The sequence below is a fragment of the Nostoc sp. UHCC 0251 genome (assembly GCF_034932245.1).
Taxonomy (GTDB): Bacteria; Cyanobacteriota; Cyanobacteriia; order Cyanobacteriales; family Nostocaceae; genus Nostoc.
The window spans coordinates 1-3,951 of record NZ_JAYGHD010000213.1; the positions used below are offsets into that span (position 1 = coordinate 1).

3 protein-coding genes are annotated in these 3,951 nt (G+C 41.4%); 2 read left to right on the plus strand and 1 reads right to left on the minus strand.

All coding sequences use genetic code 11. The annotated features are described in order from the left end of the window. Positions 1–215 precede the first annotated feature (215 nt). On the plus strand, positions 216–1,622 hold the full coding sequence (locus tag VB740_RS17430; protein WP_323201223.1) for a 1-acyl-sn-glycerol-3-phosphate acyltransferase: 1,407 nt from the start codon (positions 216–218) through the stop codon (positions 1,620–1,622). Between the two features lie 540 nt (positions 1,623–2,162). Beyond that, positions 2,163–2,354, plus strand: a complete 192-nt coding sequence (locus tag VB740_RS17435; protein WP_323201224.1) for a hypothetical protein — start codon at positions 2,163–2,165, stop codon at positions 2,352–2,354. Positions 2,355–3,025: 671 nt separating this feature from the next. On the opposite strand, the gene VB740_RS17440 is transcribed toward VB740_RS17435, so the two are convergent. Further along, a complete protein-coding gene (locus VB740_RS17440) occupies positions 3,026–3,415 on the minus strand; it encodes a hypothetical protein (RefSeq protein WP_323201225.1) in 390 nt (129 codons plus the stop codon). Positions 3,416–3,951: the final 536 nt, after the last annotated feature.

The window sequence follows — 3,951 nt, forward strand, 5'->3', positions numbered from 1 at the left end:
GTGGGGTGGGCGACACGATAGCCCATAGTCAAAGGCGGGCAAGATGCCCACCCCATAAGATTGGATAATTTATTTCTTGGAAGTCCGTGGGGTCTATCGTTGAAGAGGTAAAACTGAGCAATGTTTAACAACAAGTGGTTTTACTTCTCTTTGGGTGTACATAAAACCAAGACCCCACGTTGTACAATCGCTAGAAATACAATCTGGAGAGCGACTTGCCTAGATCGATTCAGTCTACTCAACCACCACTGAAATTTATTCCCCAACGGTTGAACCCGCTGGTACTCCAGATTGTTCGGTGGTTACTGCCGATCGCACTACGGTTTCGCACTCGACCTTGGCTAACGGCTGGTATTGTCAAGGTTGAAGCCAAGAATGTTGAGGTATTAGCTGAACTTTATCAACAATTCCAGGCTGGAAAAATTCGCCTTTTGTTAGCATTTCGTCACCCAGAGGTAGAAGATCCTCTCTGTATGCTGTATTTGCTTTCCCGCATTGTGCCACAGGTTGCTCGTCAGGAAGGTATTACCCTGCAATCCCTTGTTCACAGCTATTTTCTCTATGACCGGGGTATGACGGTTTGGGCTGGAGATTGGCTGGGTTGGTTGTTTTCACGGGTGGGGGGTGTGCCGGTTCATCGCGGTAGGCGGTTAGATCGCCAAGCTATTCAAACAGCACGGGAGTTGTTTGCTAATGGCGAACTACCGATCGCAGTGGCACCGGAAGGAGGTACTAATGGTCATAGTGGTATTGTTAGCCCACTAGAACCCGGTGTTTCTCAAATGGGGTTCTGGTGTGTAGAAGACTTGCAAAAAGCCAATCGGACTGAGACTGTAATCATTGTGCCGATCGCTATCCAGTATCGCTATGTTGAGCCACCTTGGTCTAAACTGGATTGGCTGCTGAGTAAGTTGGAAGCTGATAGTGGCTTGCCGGCAATAGAAATTGAGCAAGGCGGGGGTGAAGAGATTTACTATCAACGCCTCTGTCGGTTGGCTGAATATCTGATTACTGAGATGGAAGAGTTTTATCGTCGCTTCTATCATCAAGACATCCCAAAAACCATCTCAACTGATGAATCTGCTACTCCTAATCAGATATTAATTGCTCGACTTCATCGCTTAATGGACAAGTCTTTACAAGTTGCCGAACAATATTTTGGGGTTCAGGGACAGGGAAATTTTATTGATCGCTGTCGCCGTTTAGAAGAGGCTGGCTGGAATTACATTTATCGGGAAGATTTGCCAGATATCAACACTTTACCACCCTTTAAACGCGGTTTGGCAGACTGGATTGCAGAGGAAGCAGACTTGCGAATGCGGCACATGCGGATAGTGGAGAGTTTTGTTGCAGTCACAGCTACTTATATTCAGGAACAACCGACGGCGGAACGGTTTGCCGAAACAGCTTTGCTTATATTCGATATGCTTTCTAGAATTCAGAATACAACACTTCCAGGGCGACCTCGCTTAGGTTTGCGACAGGCACAAATCACCGTAGGAGAGCCAATTTCAGTTACGGAACGCTGGAAAAATTGTCAGGGCGATCGCCAGGCGGCTAAAAAGGCTGTAAGCGATTTGACAAAGGATTTGCAGGTTGCTTTGGAGAAGATGATTGCTTAATTACCTGGCGAAAAGGTGATAATTATCCTCAAGGAGAACTAATTTTAGGAACTTCTGGACTGCGAATTATTTATCACGACCTCTGTGAGGGGTGGCAGCTTGCAAAAGAGACTTAACGGGAAAAGTCAGAATCAGAATCTGCTTAGTACTGTAGATTTTCATATCTAGAGTCTGTTTCTTTTCAACTCAGCGTTGCTGAGTCTTTTCTTGTTGCCTAGTCTAAACTCCAGGCAGAAGAAAAGTCAAAGTTTATACACTAGGCTAAAACGCGAGTGTATTGGCATGGAAGTACTGGGAAGGCCGATGAGCCAAAATGGAGTGCTGCACCTGATGGACAGTGAAAATCCGCTCTCTCAAACTTGGTTCTCTATAAATATTTTTTGAAAACTTTTCTTCTCTAAGTGCATAAAGGTAAAAACCCATCGTAAAGAGTGATTGTGAAGAGCATCCCAGTTTTGTAAATGTGATTTTTTTGGCTGGTGGCCGTCAACCAAACTTAGGAATTACTTTACAATTAGTAACCAATTGAAGGAGAAAAATATGAAAGACTTATCACTTTTTACCGATATTACTGTTAGCGAACAAGAAACAATATCTGGGGGAGGCTGGTTTAAAAAATTAACTGGTATTAGTACACCTGAAGTTTTACAAGATTTAGATAAAACCGTTCGTAAAGAAGTCCCAGGGGGTTGGGTAGGAGTTGCTATAAAAGCTGGCGAACTACTGTTGTAAAAGCTGCCGAACTACTAATGACGGTATAGTGAAATACAAAAAGTCATCGTAGAGAGTGATATGCAGAGAAGTTCATTTAGTAAGTACTACAAAAAAGGTACAAATTAAGGTGAATTAAAATTGGCGTTGCTGAATCAAGGGATGATTCTTCTAGGGTGGGCGTCTCGCCCGCCCTGAAATACAAGGGACGGGCAAGATGCCCATCCCACAAAACTTTTTCTTGCTTTCTATTCATTGCTGCTAAATGCCAATTAGTCCAAACTCAAGTAAGCCAGTAGGGTGTGTTAAAAATTAGCCTAACTCACCATGATAGCGGTGCGTTAGGCGTTTTGATCGTGTTTTGCAGCTATTTTTGGTAAATAGACCACGTAGTAGAGGCACAGCCAAAGTGAATAGAATTCGCACGCCAGTTGCTCATAGGGGAACCTCCATCACGCAGGTTGAGAAAGAGCGGCAAATTCAGTCCTCAGAACTATTCTATTTCCCTCCTGACGAAAACTTAGGTGAATTCTAGTAATAAAATTACCATAGTCGTTGGTTTCGGCTTCTCTGCTAGACGCTACGCGTTAGTGGAGCTTTCGCTTTAGCGATACGCTCAACCAACTGAGTAATCGAGAGTTGAGCGAAGTCGAAACTCGTCAACATAGGTATTTTTTTCATCAAAAATCACCTTACGAAGCCCTCTGGATACTGAGCACGCCACCACCGGCATCTCCAGTGCTCAGAACTATTCTATTTCCCTCCTGACGAAAACTTGCGAAGTCATCTGGATCAAGTCTCCCTGATAATGCTGGTACAAATCTGGTTCTTGAAGAATTATATAAAATATATGATCCATCAAAATCAGCAATTTCTCCAGGTTGTAAAGCTTGGCGTTCTGGCACATCGTTAGGTCCAAAATTATAAAAAACTCTCGTAGCATTTGTATCATTGCTAGCTGTAAAACCTCCAGTAATTTCAGAGGCTTCATCGGAACTTAATTCACACAAGGAATTGTCATCAAGGTCATCAAATTTAATAGAAAAAGAATCTTTTCCTGTTTTAGAACTTGTTGTTAGCATTAGAGTGCTCCAAAAAATATTTCAGTTAGCAAAACATAATTCAGTGGTCAGAATTCACAATTGAATATATGCAAATTGTGGGTAGATAAACAGGTTTGAGTCCCCCACCAAAATAAAAAATTGGTGGTTTACTAGAAAGTATAGGGCTTAAATTATCTACTAATTTAGTCTGAATTCTGAATTTTGTATTGTTATTTATAATAATCCCAAACTACAAGACTTTTGTCAAGCATTTTAATACTCTTTTATATTATGAAAAATAATAATAAAGGCGAATGTAAATGGCTGCCACACAAGCAAAATCAGCCTCCGCAGACTAATGTGAAAATATAGTTTTTAATTTTATCTGATGACAGGAATAAAAGAGAGCTAATAGAGCGCATCATGTGACTTTGTAAGTAACAGATGCGATACTTTTAATCCTCTTTTGTTCTGCTGTAGCTATTAATTTAGTTAATATTAGTGAGCTATTTCAAAGTAGAAATCAACCTTTAGAATGATTTGATTATAACTGTAACGAAATATATTATTTATGG

Coding starts and splice junctions, on each gene's coding strand:
- VB740_RS17440 (WP_323201225.1), bottom strand. CDS start 3,415: ATGCTAACAACAAGTTCTAAAACAGGAAAAGATTCTTTTTCTATTAAA.
- VB740_RS17435 (WP_323201224.1), top strand. CDS start 2,163: ATGAAAGACTTATCACTTTTTACCGATATTACTGTTAGCGAACAAGAA.